The sequence below is a fragment of the Rhodanobacter sp. FW106-PBR-R2A-1-15 genome (assembly GCF_058789735.1).
Map to the genome: position 1 here is coordinate 24840 of NZ_JBYTEM010000040.1, position 15499 is coordinate 40338.

Here is a 15499-nt window from a genome sequence, read left to right on the forward strand (position 1 = left end):
AGTGTAGGCGATGGCCTGTCGGCGCGCCGACGTCGCGGGGCTTCTGGCATGATCGGGCGCATGCCGATCGAGCACCGCTACGCCGACACCGATGCCTGCGCGCGCTACCTCGCGGACGAACTCGGCCCGCACCTGCGCATCGCCGCGCCGCTGGGCCTGGGCAAGCCGCACGGCTTGCTCAATGCGCTGTATCGACTGCTCGCCGCCGATAGCGGGCGTTCGATGCGCCTGTATACCGCGCGCTATCGCTGACCCGGCCGCAATCGGCGCCGGGCTGGAGCGGCGCTTCCTCGGACCGTTTCTCGATCGCCACTTCGGCGTCGATGCGCTCGACCCGCCGACGGACTTGTCCGTGCTCGCCGCAGCGGCGTCTGCTGCAAGCCGCACTTCGCCGCAAACCGTAGGAGCCCGCTCGCGGGCGATGCCTTTGGGGCGGGGATTCGGGATTCGGGATTCGCAAAAGCAGGAGCATCGCCCGCCAGCGGGCTCCTACGGCGGTTCGGTGGGATCGTGCTTTGGGGGTTCCGCGGGCGGCGCCGGCTCGGGCGGTTCGTCCAGCAGCGGCAGTGCCGCCGGACTGTCCAGGTCGTCGAACTGTTGGTGATTGACGGCCCAGAAGAACAGCCACACCCCGACCCCCACGATCAGCAGGGTGACCGGGATCAGCACCAGCAGGATGTTCATGCGTGCAACTCGCGCGGGTGCAGTGGCGGGTGCGGAGCATCGGCCGGGCCGGGGGCGCCGCGGCCCACGCGCAGCGCGTACAGCACCACCAGCAGCGAGCTCAGTGACATGCCGATCGCGGCCAGCCATGGCGTCACCAGGCCGAAGGCGGCGAACGGCACCGCGGCCAGGTTGTACCACAGCGACCAGTGCCGACCTTGCCGGATCACCCGCTGCAGCTGGCGTGCGATCGCGCGGGCATCGGCGAGGCTGCCGAGGTGGCCGTCGAGCAGCAGCAGGTCGGCGTGGCTTTGCGCCAGCTCGGTGCCCGAGGCCAGCGCGGCGGAGACGTCGGCCCCGGCCAGCAGCGGAGCGTCGTTGCTGCCGTCGCCCACGGCGAGGGTGATGCGGCCTTCGGCGTGCGCGGCCTGCAGCCGGGCCAGCTTGTCTTCGGGCGACTGGCGCGCGTGGCGATCGGCGACGTCGAGACGGTCGGCCAGCGCGGCCACGCGGGCGGCGTGGTCGCCGCTGGCGATGGCGACGGCGATGCCGTCGGCACGCAGCGCGTCGAGCAGGCGGCGCGCCCCGGCGCGCGGCTGCTCGGCGAGGTGGAAGGCGGCAATTGCGCCGTCGGCATCGGCCAGCACCAGCGCGTCGGCGTCGGCCGGCAACTGGCCGCCACTGGGCGCCAGCGCGAAGTCGGCACGGCCCAGGCGCAGCGTGCGGCCGTCGGCCTCGCCGCTGATGCCGGCGCCGGCGTGGACCCGCACCGACTGCGCCTGCAGCGCCAGCGCCTGCTGGCGTGCAGCGTCGGCCAGCGCGCGGGCCAGCGGGTGCGAACTTTCATGGGCCAGCGCAGCGGCCAGCTGCAGCACCCGCTCGGGCGTGTCTCCTCGCAGCGGCTCGATGCCGCGGCGGTCAAGCTTTGGCACGCCGAGGGTGCCGGTCTTGTCGAACAGCGCGTAGTCGACCCGGGCCAGTGCTTCCAGCGCCTTGCCGTCGGTGACCAGCACGCCGCGTGCGGCCAGCACGCCCAGCGCGCGGGTCAGCGCGGCCGGGCTAGCCAGCGCGAACGAGCAAGGGCACGCCACCACCAGCACCGCCACTGCCGCCTCGAAGGCGCGCGACGGGGCGACCAGCAGCCAGCCCAGCGCGGTCAGCGCGGTCAGCACCAGCACGCGGGCCACGAAGCGGCCGATTACGCGGTCGCTCGGCGCCACCCGCGCGCGGGCCTGGCGGGTGCGGTCGGCCAGTGCGCCCAGCCGCGCCGCGGTGGAGGCGCTGCCGCCGTGCTCCACACGCAACTCGACCGGCCCGGACAGCAGCACGCTGCCAGCCACCAGGCGCTCGCCGCGCTGCCGGCGTACCGGGCGCGACTCGCCCGACAGCAGGGCTTCGTCCACCCGCGCGCCGGCACTCTCGAGCACGCCGTCCGCCGGCACCGCCTCGCCCTCGGCGACGTGCACGCGGTCGCCCGGCAGCAGGGCGATCGCGGCCACGGTTTCCAGCTCGCCATCGGCGCGGCGGCGTTGCGCCAGCAACGGCGTGGCGTCGATGGCCGCATCGCCAAGCGCACCGCTGCGGTGGCGCGAGCGCAGTTCCACGTAGCGCCCGGCGAGCAGCAGGAACACGAACATGGTCACCGAGTCGAAGTAGATCTCGCCGCTGCCGCGCAACGTATGGAAAGCGCTGGCCAGGAACACCAGCAGCACCGCCAGCGCCACCGGCAGGTTGATGCCGAGCCGCCGCTCGCCCAGTTCGCGTATGGCGCCGCGGAAGAACGGCAGCGCCGAGTAGAACACTACCGGCAGGGTGGTCAGCAGGCCCAGCCAGCGGAACAGGCTGCGCGTGCTGAAGTCGACGAAATCGACTACGCCGATGTAGATCACGAATGCATAGGTCATCACCTGCATCGAGCACATGCCGGCGACCAGCAGGCGCTTCAGTGCGTCGTGCTGCTCGTGCGCGCGGGCGTCGTCGATGCTGCCGTGCTGCAGCGGCTGCGCCGGGCAGTTCGCGGCGGCGAAGTTGTCGAGCAGGGTCGGCAGCGACATGCGCCGTGCGTCCCATACCACCCGCACGCGTTGTGCCGGCCGGTCGATCGCCACGCGCTGCACGCCGGGCAGGGCGCTGATGCGCTGCTCCAGCCAGAGCACCTGGCGCGCATCGTTTAGAGCTTCGACGCGCAGGGCGATTTCGCTGCAGCCGTCGCGGCGCGGGCGCAGGACCTGCGCGGCGAGTTGCGGATGGGCCCAGGCCGCGTAGGCGTTCATCGCGGTGGGTCGGTCGGCGGGCGCGGCGGGCTGGCGCTGGTGTGCGCGCTGACCGGCACGCCGAACACGGTGTGCGCCGTCTTCAGCGGCGTATCGGCATGGCTCGCGCCAAGCATGATGATCCACACGCAGCCGGCCAGCGAGGCCACGAAAACGAACACGCCCAGCCACAGCACCGGCTGGCGATACCAGGCCGATGCCGTGCCGGCGACGATGTCATGGCTTGCCGGCATCGCCCTGGTGCGACTGGTGGTAGACGTAGGCGGCGAGCACGCGGATCTGGTCGTCGGACAGACGCGGGCTCCACGCTGGCATGTGGCCCTGGCGACCCTCGCCGATGGTCTTCTCGATGTCGGCCACGCTGCCGCCGTGCAGCCATATGTGGTCGGTGAGATTCGGCGCGCCCAGCGCCTGGTTGCCCTTGCCGTCGGCACCATGGCAGGCCGCACAGGTGGCGAACAGCGGCTGGCCGGCGGCGGCCTTGGCGGCGTCGTGCGGCGAACCGGACAGGCTCAGCACGTACTGCGCCAGGTTCTTCACGTTGTCAGCGCCCAGGCTGGCCCACGGCGGCATCACGCCGCTGCGGCCGTCGTGGATCGAGGTGGTGATGTCGCTGCCGCTGCCGCCGTAGAGCCAGTCGTTGTCGCTGAGGTCGGGCGCGCCGAGCGCCACGTTGCCTTTCGCGCTGCGCTGGTGGCAGGCCGCGCAGTTGTCCTCGAACAGCACCTTGCCCATCTGCAGCGCTGCGGGGTCGCTCGCCAGTTGTTCCACCGGATACAGCTTGAAGCGCTCGACCAGCGGTGCGCGCTTCGCGTCGTTGGCGGCTACCGCGTTGGCCAGTTCGCCATGCGAGGTCCAGCCCAGCACGCCCTTGAAGTTGCCGAAGCCGGGGAACAGCGCCAGGTAGACGAAGCCGGCCACGAACATCGCGCCGGAAAGCAGCACCCACCACAGCGGCAGCGGGCGCACGCCCTCGCGCAGCACGCCGTGGGCCCACACGTGGCCGCTGGTGCCGTCGGGCAGGGTGGGGATCTTCGCGCGCGGTCCCCACAGGTACAGGAAGAACGTGATGCCCATGTTGAGCACCACCAGGAACATCACCCAAAACGACCATCCCGTACTCATGGGCGATCCTCGCTGTTGTCGGACGCGGGCTCGTCTTCCATCGGCAGACGCGCCAGGCGGTTGAAGGTGGGCTTGTGGTACTTGCGCCAGGCCCAGACCCAGATACCGATGAAGCTGAACATCATCAGCAGGATGAACACGCCGGCGAGGTGGCCCCAGACCGGGCTCATCGGAGTCATGGCGTGCCCCCGGTACCGGTCGAGGCGGTGGCGGCGTCAGGCTCGTTCCTGATGCCCAGGCCCTGCAGGTACGCGATCAGCGCGTCCATTTCGGTCTTGCCTTCCACCGCGGCGGGCGCGCCGGCAATGTCGGCGTCGCTGTACGGGTCGCCCAGCTTGCGCAGGACGCGCATGCGCGCCTGGATGTCGGCGGCGTCGAGCTTCTTGCCGACCAGCCAAGGGTAGGCCGGCATGTTCGACTGCGGCACCACCTGGCGCGGGTCCAGCAGATGCTTGCGCTGCCAGTCGTCGGAGTACTTGCCGCCGACGCGGGCGAGATCCGGGCCGGTGCGCTTGGAGCCCCACTGGAACGGGCGGTCGTAGACCGATTCGGCGGCGGTCGAGAAGTGGCCGTAGCGCTCGGTCTCGAAGCGCAGCGCGCGGATCATCTGCGAGTGGCACAGGTAGCAGCCCTCGCGCACGTAGACGTCCTTGCCGGCCAGCCGCAGCGGGTCGTAGGGATGCACGTTCGGCGGCGCCTTCAGCGAATGCGCCTCGACGAACAGCGGGGTGATCTCGGCCAGCCCGCCCAGCGAGACCATGATCGCGATGCCGATGCCGAGCAGGCCGGCGTGTTTCTCGATTGCTTCGAAATGCTTGTAAGCCATTGTTCAATCCCCTCAACCGGCTGCAGGCAGCGGTGCCGGCACCTGGTGCGGCACGGGTTCGGGCACCGGCACCGGAATCGGCTTGATCAGCCGCGCGCGCGCATCCGCTGCGGTGTGCCACAGGTTCCACGCCATCACCCACATGCCGGACAGGATCAGCACGCCGCCCAGCCAGCGGATCACGTACATCGGCTTGATCGCGATCAGGCTGTCGAGGAAGCCGTAGGTGAGCGCCCCGTCGGGCTGGGTGGCGCGCCACATGTGGCCTTCTACGCCGCCGGCGGTCCACATTGCGCCCACGTAGAACAGGGTGCCCAGCATGTGCAGCCAGAAATGCACTTCCATGCCCTTGTGCGAATACATCTCCGGGCGGCCCAGCGCACGCGGCGCCATCGCGTACAGCGAGCCGATGGTGATCATCGCCACCCAGCCCAACGAACCGGAGTGCACGTGGGCGATGGTCCAGTCGGTGTAGTGGGTGAACTGGTTCACCGTCTTGATCGCCATCATCGAGCCTTCGAAGGTCGAGGCGGCGTAGAACACCAGCGACATCACCATGAATTTCGCGGCGGGATCGGTCTTGAGCTTGTACCAGGAGCCGTTGAAGGTGAGCAGACCGTTGGCGGCCGAGCCCCAGCTCGGCATCAGCAGCACCAGCGAGAACGCCATGCCGACCGACTGCACCCAGTCAGGCAGCGCCGTGTACATCAGGTGGTGCGCGCCGGCCCACATGTAGACCGAGATCAGCGCCCAGAAATTGACGATCGAGAAGCGGTAGCTCCACAGCGGCTGCTGCGCCTGCCGCGGCACGAAGTAGTACATCATGCCGAGGAAGCCGGCGGTGAGGAAGAACGCCACCGCGTTGTGGCCGTACCACCACTGCACCATCGCGTCGACCACGCCCGAGTAGATCGGGTAGGACTTGGTCCAGGACACCGGGATCGCCAGATTGTTGACGATGTGCAGCAGGCCCACCGCGATGATGAACGCGCCGTAGTACCAGTTCGCCACGTAGATGTGCTTGATGCGCCGGCGCGCCAGCGAGCCGAAGAACACCACGCCGAAGCTCACCCACACCACCGCGATCAGGATGTCGACGAACCATTCCGGCTCGGCGTATTCCTTGCTCTGGGTCAGCCCCAGCGGCATGGTGGTCATCGCCAGCACGCAGACCAGCTGCCAGCCCCAGAAGGTGAAGCCGGCCAGCTTGCCCAGCGCCAGCCGCGCGTGGCCGGTGCGCTGCACGACGTAGTAGCAGGTACCCATCAGCGCCGAGCCGCCGAAGGCGAAGATCACGCCGAAGGTATGGTCGGGGCGCAGGCGGCTGAAGGTCAGCCACGGGATCTCGAAATTCAGCGCGGGCCACATCAGCTCGGCGGCGATGTAGACGCCGACCGACATGCCGATGATGCCCCATACGGCCGCCGCCAGCAGGAATTGGCGCACGACCTTGTCGTTGTAGTACTCGGTGTTCGGCATGGAGTTCCCCGGAAAGTCAGCTGCGTATTCTGGCGCGAAGCATGGCGGGTAATCCTGACTTCGATCAAGCGGCTGCGGCAATCCGTCCCTGTCCGCCGGCGACGGTCCGTGGCAGGCGGACGCCGGGTGGTGGTGCGCCATCCGTGGAGGGAACGCGACGGAGGTTCTGGCGGCGCCTTGCCGCGACTGCTGTCGCCACCTGCGGCTCGCATCAAGGCGGCGCTAGCGTGCGCCGATTTGTCACAGGAAGATACCCATGATCGGGTATTCTTGTTGCTTCGCTGCGCGCCGTCGCAGCCCTGCATTCCGGTTGATTCCATGAGTGAGATTGCTGCACAGAAACCGCACCCGGCCGCCCCCGCGCCACGCCGGCCCAGCGTGGCCGTGCAGGTCGGCAAGGTGAGGGTGGGTGGCGGCGCGCCGGTGGTGGTGCAGTCGATGACCAACACCGACACCGAGGACCCGGCCAGCACCGCGAAACAGATCGCCGAGCTGGCGCGCGCCGGTTCCGAGCTGGTGCGCATCACGGTGAACACACCGACCGCCGCCGCCGCCGTGCCGCGGATCGCCGAACGGCTGGCGATGATGGGGGTGGAGGTGCCGATCGTGGGCGACTTCCACTACAACGGCCACCAGCTGCTGGAACGCGAGCCGGCCTGCGCCGAAGTGCTGGCGAAGTACCGCATCAACCCTGGCAACGTCGGCTTCGGCAAGAAGCATGAAAGCCAGTTCGGCGCGATCATCGACAAGGCGCTGCGCTACGGCAAGCCGGTACGCATCGGCGCGAACTGGGGTTCGCTGGATCAGGGCATGCTCACCGCGCTGATGGACGAGAACGCGCGCCGCGCCGAACCGTGGGACGCCAGCCACGTGGCGCGCGAGGCGCTGATCCGTTCGGCGCTGGATTCGGCGGTGCTGGCCGAGAAGATCGGCCTGCCGCGCGAGCGCATCATCCTCTCGTGCAAGGTCTCCGGCGTGCAGGAGCTGATCGCGGTGTACCGCGACCTGGCCGCGCGCTGCGACTACGCGCTGCACCTGGGCCTGACCGAGGCGGGCATGGGTTCCAAGGGCATCACCGCGTCCAGCGCCGCGCTGGCGGTGCTGCTGCAGGAAGGCATCGGCGACACCATCCGCATCTCGCTGACACCGGAGCCAGGCGCTTCGCGCACCGGCGAGGTGATCGTGGCGCAGGAGCTGCTGCAGACCATGGGCCTGCGCTCGTTCACCCCGCTGGTCACCGCCTGCCCGGGCTGCGGCCGCACCACCAGCGAGTTCTTCCAGGAACTGGCCAAGACCGTGCAGGAACACGTGCGCGAGCAGATGCCGGTGTGGCGCGTCAAGTACGACGGCGTGGAGAACCTCACCCTGGCGGTGATGGGCTGCATCGTCAACGGTCCGGGCGAATCCAAGCACGCCAACATCGGCATCTCGCTGCCGGGCAACGGCGAGGCGCCGGCGGCGCCGGTGTTCATCGACGGCGAGAAGGCGATGACGCTGCGCGGCGACAACATCGCCAACGAGTTCGTCGGCATCCTGGATGACTACGTGGCCCGCAAGTATGCCGTACGGGCTGGCTGAGGCCCGGGCCATATCGTCTCGCACTAGGCGCTGATTTATACTTCCGCCTGCCCGCAAGAGGTGTGGCGCGCAAGTCGCGGGCAGGGTGATCACGCCGGGGAGCCTTCATGAGAACCAGCCCGCAGTCTCGTACGGCTCTGCTCTACGTGCTGCTGTCCGCGCTGTGGATCTGGCTGTCCGATCATGCGTTGGCTGCCCTGGTGCACGATCCGGTCGAACTGACCTCGCTGCAGAGCATCAAGGGCTGGGTGCTCGTGACGTGCACCGGCGCGCTGCTGTACTGGATGATCAGCTGCGATCTGCGCTGCCTGCAGACCGCCAACCGCAAGCTGCTGGACGGGCATACCCAGGCACTGCGCGTGCTGGTGTCGGCGATAGCCATCCGCCACCGCGAGACCGGCGACCATTCCGACCGGGTGATGCGCATGGCCACCGGCCTGGCCAGGCTGGCCGGCGTGTATGGCGAGGCGCTGCGCAACCTGAGTTTCGGTGCGTTGCTGCACGACATCGGCAAGCTGGCCCTGCCGGATGCGGTGCTGATCAAGCCGGGCAAGCTCGACGACGAGGAGCTGGCGGTGATACGCCAGCACCCGCGGCTCGGCCACGAACTGCTGCAGCGGGTGGATTTCCTGCGCGGCGCCAGTGAGATCCCCTACAGCCATCACGAGCGCTGGGACGGCGGTGGTTATCCGCAGGGCCTCGCCGGTGAGGACATCCCGCTGGCGGCGCGCATCGTCAGCGTGGTCGACGTGTGGGATGCGCTGATCACCGAGCGCGTGTACAAGCAGTCGTGGCTGGAAGCGGACGTGCTGGAGTACCTGCGCACCACCGCCGGCAGCCAGCTCGATCCGGACTTGGTGGAGCTGTTCCTGGAAAACTACGACGACCTCAAGGCGCTCGCCGCCTGAGAGCCGCTGAACGGCCCTGGAGTCAGTCGCCAGCGCCGGGCTGGATCAGCCGCGGCGAGAAGGCGGCCCAGCTGCCGACCAGACCGGGCTTCCGGCCGAGCTGCGCAACCCGGCGCAGGAACTCCGCACGCGGCATCTCGACGGCGCCCAGACCCAGCGTGTGGGGGTTGGCGACCTGGGCGTCGAGCAGCGGGAAATCCATCTCGTGCAGCAGCCGCGCCAAGGCGACCAGGGCGAGCTTGGAGCCGCCGCTCTCGGCGCTGAACATCGACTCGCCGCAGAACAGCCGGCCGATGGCCACGCCGTAGATGCCGCCGACCAGCCGCTCGCCGTCCCACACCTCGACGCTGTGCGCATGGCCGAGCCGGTGCAACTGCAGGTAGGCGTCGATCATCGCCGGCACCAGCCAGGTGCCGGAGTCGCTGGTGCGTGGCGCGGCGCAGGCGCGGAGGACCTGCTCGAACGCGTGGTCCACGCTGAGCCGCCATGGCTTGCCCCTGAGCTGGCGGCGCAGGCTGCGGTTGATCCGCAGGGTTTCCGTATGGAACACACAGCGCGGGTCAGGCGACCACCACAGGATCGGCTCGTGCGCGCTGAACCACGGGAAGATGCCGAGGCTGTACGCTGCCAGCAGCCGCCGCGGCGCCAGGTCGCCGCCGAACGCGAGCAGGCCGTTCGGCTCGGCCAGTGCCTGGCGCGGGTCGGGAAAGCGGTCCCAGGCTTCGGGATCCAGCAGCGGCAGCCGGTTCATCGTTCGACCTGGCCGTGATCGGCATAGGGGCTGTGATCCCACAGCTCGGCAGCATAAGCGTCGACCGCTTCGGCCTCGCTGGCAAGCGCGGCCGCCACCGCGGCGCGGAAATCCGGGTTCGCCAGGTAGTGGCGCGAGTGCGTGCGCGCCGGCAGGAAGCCGCGTGCCAGCTTGTGCTCGCCCTGCGCACCCGGTTCGAAGCGATCGAGCCGGTGCGCGATCGCGTACTCGATGCCGCGGTAGTAGCACAGCTCGAAATGCAGGCCAGGCACGTCCACCGACGTTCCCCAGTAGCGGCCGTACAGCACGTTGTCGCCCTGCACGAACAACGCCATCGCCACGCTGGCGTCGCCATGGCGCGCCAGCGCGACCTGCGCAGTCGCGCCCAGTTCGCCGAGCCGCCGGAAGAACGCCGCGGTCAGTGCCGCATGGTTGCCTTTGGCGTCAAAAGTGGCTTCGTACAGCGCGTGCACCTGCCGCCACTCGTCGTCGTCCAGCGTGTCGCCGCCGCGCCACTCGATGGCCAGCCCGCTCGCCGCCACCTGGCGGCGTTCGCGCAGGATGTTCTTGCGCTTCTTGTGGCTGAGCGCGGCGAGGAAGTCGGGGAAGTGGCGGTAACCGCGGTTGTGCCAGTGGAACTGCACGTCGGAGCGGGCCAGCCAGTCGTGGCCGAAGGCGGGGAGTTCGGCGTTCGGCAGGAAATTCGCGTGTACCGACGACAGCCCCAGCCGCCCGGCCTCGCCACGCATCGCCTCGACCAGCGCGCGTTGCAGCGCGGGCGTGCCGGCCAGCAGACGCGGGCCGGGCACCGGCGAGTAGGGCACGCCGCAAAGCAGTTTCGGGTAGTACGCGCCACCGGCGCGCTCCCAGGCGCGCGCCCAGCTCCAGTCGAACACGAACTCGCCGTGCGAGTTGCCCTTCAGGTACAGCGGCGCGGCGGCGACCAGCCGACCGTTGTCGTACAGGCCCAGATGGTGCGCCTGCCAGCCCCAATCGGGGCGGATGCAGCCGGTGTCTTCCAGCGCCGCGAGAAACGCATGCGACACGAACGGATTCGCGTCGCCACGCAAGGCATCCCATTCCGCGGCAGGCAATTCGGCGATCGCAGCGTGGAAGCGGATGTGCATGGCATGGCTTGTAGGAGCCCGCTCGCGGGCGATGCTTCTGGTCGGGATTCGAGGCTCGGGATCACAAGGGCCAAGAGCATCGCCCGCGAGCGGGCTCCTACAGATAGATCAGCCCGCCGGGGTCTGCTGGTCCAGCCAGCGTTCGGCGTCCAGCGCGGCCATGCAGCCGAAGCCGGCCGAGGTGACCGCCTGGCGGTAGATGTGGTCGGCCACGTCGCCAGCGGCGAACACGCCGGGTACGGAAGTCATGGTGGCCATGCCGTGCTGGCCACTGTGGATCTTGATGTAGCCGTCGTGCATGTCGAGCTGGCCTTCGAAAATGCCGGTGTTGGGCGTATGGCCGATCGCCACGAAGAAGCCGGTGGCGGCGATGTCGCGGGTGGCGCCGGAGTTGACGTCTTTCACGCGTACGCCGGTGACGCCGGTGTCGTCGCCGAGCACCTCGTCGATGGTGTGGTTCCAGACCAGCTCGATCTTGCCGGCGGCGGCCTTCTCGAACAGTTTGTCCTGCATGATCTTCTCCGCGCGCAGCTTGTCGCGGCGGTGCACCAGGTAGACCTTGCGGCCGATGTTGGCCAGGTACAGCGCTTCCTCGACCGCGGTGTTGCCGCCGCCAATCACCACCACGTCCTGGTCGCGGAAGAAGAAGCCGTCGCAGGTGGCGCAGGCGGAGACGCCCTTGCCCTTGAACTTCTCCTCGCTGGCAATGCCGAGGTACTTGGCGGTGGCGCCGGTGGCGATGATCAGCGCGTCGGCGGTGTATTCGCCGGAGTCGCCCTTGAGCCGGAACGGGCGCTGCTTCAGGTCCACCGTGTGGATGTGGTCGAAGATCATCTCGGTGTGGAAGCGCTCGGCGTGCTCGGCCATGCGCTGCATCAGCGCCGGGCCCTGCAGGCCCTCGACGTCGCCGGGCCAGTTGTCCACGTCGGTGGTGGTCATCAGCTGGCCGCCCTGCTGCAGGCCGGTGATCATGGTCGGCTTGAGGTTGCCGCGCGCCGCGTACACCGCTGCGGTGTAGCCGGCGGGGCCGGAGCCGAGGATCAGCAGATGGCTGTGTTTGGGGGGGCTCATGGTTATATCCTTGGGTTTTCTGGGACTCGGGTGGTTCTTCGTTCTGACCCCTGCAACCGTTTCATCCCGGGCTGCAGCGGCGAAGACGACAGAGCGCATGACCCGGCAAGAATGGGGAATACGCGGCAGCGATTCAAGGCATCGGCAAATCGGCGGCGTGGCCGCGACGATGGCGCGATGGGTTCAACCTTCCACCGGATTCCTTCTCCATGCGCATCGGCATTCCCTGCGAAACCAAGACGATGGAAGGGCGCGTCGCGCTCATTCCGGCCGCCGCCGCCGACCTGGTGCACCGCGGCCACGAGGTGTTCATCCAGTCCGGTGCCGGCCTGAACAGCGGCTTTGTCGATGAGGCGTATGCCCGCGAAGGCATCACGGTGGTGGCGGACGCCGCCGCGCTGTACGAGGCCGGCGAGCTGATCGTCAAGGTGAAGGAGCCGATCGCCGGCGACCTGGCCCTGCTGCAGCAGCGCCACCTGCTGTTCTGCTACCTGCACCTGGCCGCCGAGCCCGCGCTGACCCGGCGCCTGCTCGACATCGGCCTCACCGCGGTGGCGTTCGAGTCGGTGACCGAGAACGGCATGTTGCCGCTGCTGTTGCCGATGTCGGTGATCGCCGGCCGCATCGCCATCCAGCTCGGCACCACGCTGCTGCATCGCCCGCAGGGCGGCAAGGGCAAGCTGCTCGGCGGCATGGCCTCCACCCCGCGCGGCAAGGTGGTGGTGCTCGGTGCCGGCGCCGCCGGCGGCAATGCCGCGGCGCTGGCGGCCGCCGCCGGCGCCAACGTGGTGGTGTTCGACAAGCGCCACGACCGCCTGGCCGGGATGATGGCACTGGGGTCGAACGTCACCGCGCTGTATGCCTACGAGTCGTCGGTGGCCGAGGAGGTACGCGATGCCGACGTGGTGGTCGGCGCGGTGCTGATCCCCAGCGCACGGGCGCCGCACGTGGTCACCGAGGCGATGGTGAGGACGATGGAGCCGGGTAGCGTGCTGGTGGACATCGCCATCGACCAGGGCGGCTGCTTCGAGACCTCGAAGCCGACCACTTGGGAGAACCCCACCTACGACGTGCACGGCGTCACCCACTTCGCCGTGACCAACATGCCGGGGGCGGTGCCGCAGACTTCCTCGCTGGCGATCTCCGCCGCGATCCTGCCGTACGTGCAGCGGCTGGCCGCGGGCAGCGGGTGGCGCCAGTTCGCCCCGCTGAGCAGTGGCATCAATGTCGACGGCGGCAAGCTGGTGCATCCCGCGCTGCAAGGTATGCTCTGACCTTGGCAAGCAAGAGAGGGGCACCCGGAGTGGCGCGCAGCACGAACATCAAGCAACAACCCAGGCAAGGCCTCAGCGAGGAACTGAAGCGCCGGCTGCGTGAAGCCGGGGCCCTGCTGCTGCTGCCGCTGGCGCTGTACCTGCTGGTGTGCCTGTTCAGCTACAACCCGCACGACCCCAGCTGGACCAACGCCGGTCAGCTGGAGCACGCGCGCAATTTCGGCGGCACGGTGGGGGCGTACATCGCCGACCTGCTGCGCTGGATCTTCGGCCTGGTGGCCTATTGCTTCCCGCTGCTGCTGCTGTTGCTGGGCGTGCAGGTGCTGCGCCAGCGCGGCGAGCAGGCGGTGCACCCGTGGGAGCCGGCGCTGCGCCTGATCGGCTTCGTGTTCTTCTTCATCACCGGGCCGGCGCTGCTGTACCTCAATTTCCACGACACGCCGGTACTGCCGCAGGGCGTGGGTGGGATCATCGGCGTGTGGGTGGGCAGTGCCCTGCTCAGCGCGTTCGGCGACAAGGGCGCGCCGCTGCTGTTGCTGGCGCTGTTCCTGATCGCGGTGACCCTGGCTACCGGGCTGTCCTGGTTCAAGGTGATGGACTGGATCGGGCACGGCGTGCTGAAGCTGTTCGACTGGCTCAAGGGCAAGCTGCACGAGGCGCCGCAGGCGCTGGCCGCGCGGCAGGCGCGCACCGAGCGCGAGGTGGTCAAGAAGGCCGACGCGGTGCGCCAGGCCAAGCGCGAGCCGGTGCGCATCGAGGCGCCGCCGGCGCCGGTGACCAGGAGCGAGCGGGCCCGGCTGGAAACCCAGATCCCGCTGTTCACCGGCGCCGCTGCGCCGGGCGAGCTGCCGCCGCTGTCGCTGCTGGACGAGGCGCCGCCGCAGGGGCCGGGTTACTCGGAGGAAACCCTGGAGGTGCTCTCGCGCCAGGTCGAATTCAAGCTGAAGGACTTCAAGATCGACGTGAAGGTGGTCGGCGCCTATCCGGGCCCGGTGATCACCCGCTTCGAGATGGAGCCGGCGCCGGGCATCCGCGGCTCGCAGGTGTCCAGCCTGGACAAGGACATCGCGCGCGGCCTGTCGGTGGTCAGCGTGCGCGTGGTCGACGTGATCCCCGGCAAGAGCGTGATCGGCCTGGAGATTCCCAATACCAACAAGCAGATCGTCTACCTTTCCGAAATCCTGCGCTCGGACAAGTACGACCAGACCAAGTCGCCGCTGTCGCTGGCGCTGGGCAAGGACATCGGCGGCAAGCCGGTAGTGGTCGACCTGAGCAAGATGCCGCATCTGCTGGTGGCCGGCACCACCGGTTCCGGCAAGTCGGTGGCGGTCAACGCCATGGTGCTTTCGCTGCTGTACAAGGCCAGCCCGAAAGACGTGCGGATGATCATGATCGACCCGAAGATGCTGGAGCTCTCGGTGTACGAGGGCATCCCGCACCTGCTGGCTCCGGTGGTCACCGACATGAAGGAAGCCGCCAACGCGTTGCGCTGGTGCGTGGCCGAGATGGAGCGCCGCTACAAGCTGATGGCTGCGGTGGGCGTGCGCAACCTGGCTGGCTTCAACAAGAAGGTGAAGGACGCCGAGAACGCCGGCCAGCCGCTGCTGGACCCGCTGTTCCGGCCGAACCCGGAGATGCCGAACCTCGCCGCCGAGCCGCTGGAGCCGCTGCCGTACATCGTGGTCTTCATCGACGAATTCGCCGACATGATGATGATCGTCGGCAAGAAGGTGGAGGAACTGATCGCCCGCCTGGCGCAGAAGGCGCGCGCCGCCGGCGTGCACCTGATCCTGGCCACCCAGCGCCCGTCGGTAGACGTGATCACCGGCCTGATCAAGGCGAACATCCCCACCCGCATCGCGTTCCAGGTGTCCAGCAAGATCGACTCGCGCACGATTCTCGACCAGAGCGGCGCGGAGACGCTGCTCGGCTACGGCGACATGCTGTACCTGCCGCCGGGCACCGCCACCCCGGAACGTGTGCACGGCGCCTTCGTCGACGATCATGAAGTGCACCATGTGGTCGGCTGGCTGAAATCGCAGGGCGCGCCGAACTACGTCGAGGGAGTGCTGGAGGAAGTGCAGGCCACCGCCGACGGCAAGTTCATCAACGACGCCGGGCTGCCGCAGGACGGCGAGGAGGGCGGCGACGCCGACGCCCAGCTGTACGACAAGGCCGTGGCGGTGGTCACGCAGACGCGGCGCGCCTCGATTTCCGGCGTGCAGCGGCACCTGCGCATCGGCTACAACCGCGCCGCGCGGCTGGTGGAGCAGATGGAGCAGGATGGCGTGGTCAGCGCCCCGCAGCACAACGGCAACCGCGAAGTGCTGGCGCCGCCGCCACCAAAGAATTGAAATGAAAAACCCGTAGGAGCCCGCTGGCGGGCGATGCCTTTCGATGCACCGAAGCTGTCTCTTCTACACA

At 68.9% G+C, this 15499-nt stretch carries 15 protein-coding genes; 5 read left to right on the forward strand and 10 right to left on the reverse strand.

Going from position 1 to position 15499, the window contains the following annotated elements:
• The first annotated feature begins 60 nt into the window (after nt 1-60).
• Nucleotides 61-252, forward strand: coding sequence for a hypothetical protein (locus AC3WTD_RS16825; protein WP_492614475.1), 192 nt, complete (start codon nt 61-63; stop codon nt 250-252).
• 237 nt (nt 253-489) lie between these two features.
• On the opposite strand, the gene ccoS is transcribed toward AC3WTD_RS16825, so the two are convergent.
• The 7 genes from ccoS to ccoN are packed head-to-tail and all read right to left on the reverse strand — an operon-like array spanning nt 490 to nt 6366.
• On the reverse strand, nt 490-684 hold the full coding sequence (gene ccoS / locus AC3WTD_RS16830) for a cbb3-type cytochrome oxidase assembly protein CcoS (RefSeq protein WP_027492713.1): 195 nt from the start codon (nt 682-684) through the stop codon (nt 490-492).
• Nucleotides 681-2936, reverse strand: coding sequence for a heavy metal translocating P-type ATPase (locus AC3WTD_RS16835; protein WP_492614476.1), 2256 nt, complete (start codon nt 2934-2936; stop codon nt 681-683). Before AC3WTD_RS16835 ends, ccoS begins: the two co-directional genes overlap by 4 nt.
• Entirely contained in the window at nt 2933-3169 is a 237-nt protein-coding gene (locus AC3WTD_RS16840) for a hypothetical protein (RefSeq protein WP_027492715.1), read from the reverse strand. The genes AC3WTD_RS16835 and AC3WTD_RS16840 overlap by 4 nt, the downstream gene beginning before the upstream one ends.
• Nucleotides 3153-4061, reverse strand: a complete 909-nt coding sequence (ccoP, locus tag AC3WTD_RS16845; RefSeq protein ID WP_027492716.1) for a cytochrome-c oxidase, cbb3-type subunit III — start codon at nt 4059-4061, stop codon at nt 3153-3155. Before ccoP ends, AC3WTD_RS16840 begins: the two co-directional genes overlap by 17 nt.
• On the reverse strand, nt 4058-4240 hold the full coding sequence (locus tag AC3WTD_RS16850) for a cbb3-type cytochrome oxidase subunit 3 (protein WP_492614477.1): 183 nt from the start codon (nt 4238-4240) through the stop codon (nt 4058-4060). The genes ccoP and AC3WTD_RS16850 overlap by 4 nt, the downstream gene beginning before the upstream one ends.
• Entirely contained in the window at nt 4237-4887 is a 651-nt protein-coding gene (gene ccoO, locus AC3WTD_RS16855) for a cytochrome-c oxidase, cbb3-type subunit II (protein ID WP_027492718.1), read from the reverse strand. The genes AC3WTD_RS16850 and ccoO overlap by 4 nt, the downstream gene beginning before the upstream one ends.
• 12 nt (nt 4888-4899) lie before the next feature.
• Nucleotides 4900-6366: a cytochrome-c oxidase, cbb3-type subunit I gene (gene ccoN / locus AC3WTD_RS16860; protein WP_492614478.1), complete on the reverse strand. Its 1467-nt coding sequence runs from the start codon at nt 6364-6366 to the stop codon at nt 4900-4902.
• Nucleotides 6367-6684: 318 nt separating this feature from the next.
• Here ccoN and ispG point away from each other — a divergent pair, with 318 nt between their 5' ends.
• Nucleotides 6685-7944, forward strand: a complete 1260-nt coding sequence (ispG, locus tag AC3WTD_RS16865; RefSeq protein WP_492614479.1) for a flavodoxin-dependent (E)-4-hydroxy-3-methylbut-2-enyl-diphosphate synthase — start codon at nt 6685-6687, stop codon at nt 7942-7944.
• Between the two features lie 107 nt (nt 7945-8051).
• Complete coding sequence (locus AC3WTD_RS16870) at nt 8052-8852, forward strand: HD-GYP domain-containing protein (RefSeq protein ID WP_492614480.1); 801 nt, start codon at nt 8052-8054, stop codon at nt 8850-8852.
• A gap of 22 nt (nt 8853-8874) precedes the next feature.
• Here the strand turns inward: AC3WTD_RS16870 and aat are convergent, their stop codons facing one another.
• From aat to trxB, 3 genes are all read right to left on the reverse strand, one after another.
• Nucleotides 8875-9603 (reverse strand): leucyl/phenylalanyl-tRNA--protein transferase, encoded by a 729-nt coding sequence (aat, locus tag AC3WTD_RS16875; protein ID WP_027492721.1) that lies wholly within the window; start codon nt 9601-9603, stop codon nt 8875-8877.
• A complete protein-coding gene (locus AC3WTD_RS16880) occupies nt 9600-10730 on the reverse strand; it encodes a GNAT family N-acetyltransferase (RefSeq protein ID WP_492614481.1) in 1131 nt (376 codons plus the stop codon). Before AC3WTD_RS16880 ends, aat begins: the two co-directional genes overlap by 4 nt.
• Nucleotides 10731-10838: 108 nt before the next feature.
• The gene (gene trxB, locus AC3WTD_RS16885; RefSeq protein ID WP_492614482.1) at nt 10839-11801 is read right to left on the reverse strand and encodes a thioredoxin-disulfide reductase; all 963 of its coding nucleotides are present in this window, start codon (nt 11799-11801) and stop codon (nt 10839-10841) included.
• 209 nt (nt 11802-12010) lie between these two features.
• Between trxB and AC3WTD_RS16890 the strand changes: the two genes are divergently transcribed.
• Nucleotides 12011-13075, forward strand: coding sequence for an alanine dehydrogenase (locus AC3WTD_RS16890; protein ID WP_492614483.1), 1065 nt, complete (start codon nt 12011-12013; stop codon nt 13073-13075).
• Nucleotides 13076-13104: 29 nt separating this feature from the next.
• Nucleotides 13105-15429, forward strand: coding sequence for a DNA translocase FtsK (locus tag AC3WTD_RS16895; RefSeq protein ID WP_027492724.1), 2325 nt, complete (start codon nt 13105-13107; stop codon nt 15427-15429).
• The last annotated feature ends 70 nt before the right edge of the window (nt 15430-15499 follow it).

Excerpts from the sequence above, each read along its gene's own strand:
- AC3WTD_RS16825 (WP_492614475.1), top strand. The coding sequence starts at position 61 with ATGCCGATCGAGCACCGCTACGCCGACACCGATGCCTGCGCGCGCTAC.
- ccoS (WP_027492713.1), bottom strand. The coding sequence starts at position 684 with ATGAACATCCTGCTGGTGCTGATCCCGGTCACCCTGCTGATCGTGGGG.
- AC3WTD_RS16835 (WP_492614476.1), bottom strand. The coding sequence starts at position 2,936 with ATGAACGCCTACGCGGCCTGGGCCCATCCGCAACTCGCCGCGCAGGTC.
- AC3WTD_RS16840 (WP_027492715.1), bottom strand. The coding sequence starts at position 3,169 with ATGCCGGCAAGCCATGACATCGTCGCCGGCACGGCATCGGCCTGGTAT.
- ccoP (WP_027492716.1), bottom strand. The coding sequence starts at position 4,061 with ATGAGTACGGGATGGTCGTTTTGGGTGATGTTCCTGGTGGTGCTCAAC.
- AC3WTD_RS16850 (WP_492614477.1), bottom strand. The coding sequence starts at position 4,240 with ATGACTCCGATGAGCCCGGTCTGGGGCCACCTCGCCGGCGTGTTCATC.
- ccoO (WP_027492718.1), bottom strand. The coding sequence starts at position 4,887 with ATGGCTTACAAGCATTTCGAAGCAATCGAGAAACACGCCGGCCTGCTC.
- ccoN (WP_492614478.1), bottom strand. The coding sequence starts at position 6,366 with ATGCCGAACACCGAGTACTACAACGACAAGGTCGTGCGCCAATTCCTG.
- ispG (WP_492614479.1), top strand. The coding sequence starts at position 6,685 with ATGAGTGAGATTGCTGCACAGAAACCGCACCCGGCCGCCCCCGCGCCA.
- AC3WTD_RS16870 (WP_492614480.1), top strand. The coding sequence starts at position 8,052 with ATGAGAACCAGCCCGCAGTCTCGTACGGCTCTGCTCTACGTGCTGCTG.
- aat (WP_027492721.1), bottom strand. The coding sequence starts at position 9,603 with ATGAACCGGCTGCCGCTGCTGGATCCCGAAGCCTGGGACCGCTTTCCC.
- AC3WTD_RS16880 (WP_492614481.1), bottom strand. The coding sequence starts at position 10,730 with ATGCACATCCGCTTCCACGCTGCGATCGCCGAATTGCCTGCCGCGGAA.
- trxB (WP_492614482.1), bottom strand. The coding sequence starts at position 11,801 with ATGAGCCCCCCCAAACACAGCCATCTGCTGATCCTCGGCTCCGGCCCC.
- AC3WTD_RS16890 (WP_492614483.1), top strand. The coding sequence starts at position 12,011 with ATGCGCATCGGCATTCCCTGCGAAACCAAGACGATGGAAGGGCGCGTC.